The organism is Variovorax sp. dw_308, from assembly GCF_019207085.1.
Classification (GTDB): Bacteria; Pseudomonadota; Gammaproteobacteria; order Burkholderiales; family Burkholderiaceae_C; genus Variovorax.
The window spans coordinates 1-332 of sequence record NZ_JAATOM010000107.1 but is presented as its reverse complement, the minus strand read 5'-3'; the positions used below and the strand labels follow the sequence as shown (position 1 = coordinate 332).

At 66.9% G+C, this 332-nt stretch carries 1 protein-coding gene; it reads left to right on the top strand.

Features of this window, described 5'->3' with window-relative positions; translation table 11 throughout:
* On the top strand, window positions 1-332 hold a 332-nt coding region (locus HCU76_RS36410; protein ID WP_218512071.1), incomplete at both ends, for a transposase.

The following is a 332-nucleotide window of genomic DNA, read 5'->3' as shown; positions in this document are numbered from 1 at the left end:
CCACCGTTGGTACCTGTGGGTGTTCCAGGCCCAGGACGTTGTGCAGTTCGTGCTCGATCCCTCGCGCTCGGCGCAGGTTCCGGCGGCAGCACTGCTGGGCGTGGACTCGGGCATCCTGAGCGTGGATCGGTACTCGGCGTACAAGAAGTACGCCAGCCAGAACGCGGGCATCAGCCTGTCGTATTGCTGGGCGCACCAGCGGCGCGACTTCCTGAACCTGGCGCGCGACCACCCCGCGCTGTGGGACTGGGCGATGGACTGGGTCACGCGGATCGCCCGGCTGTATCGCCTGCATGAACTGCGCCGCAATGCGTATGGACGGTGTGGCGGCA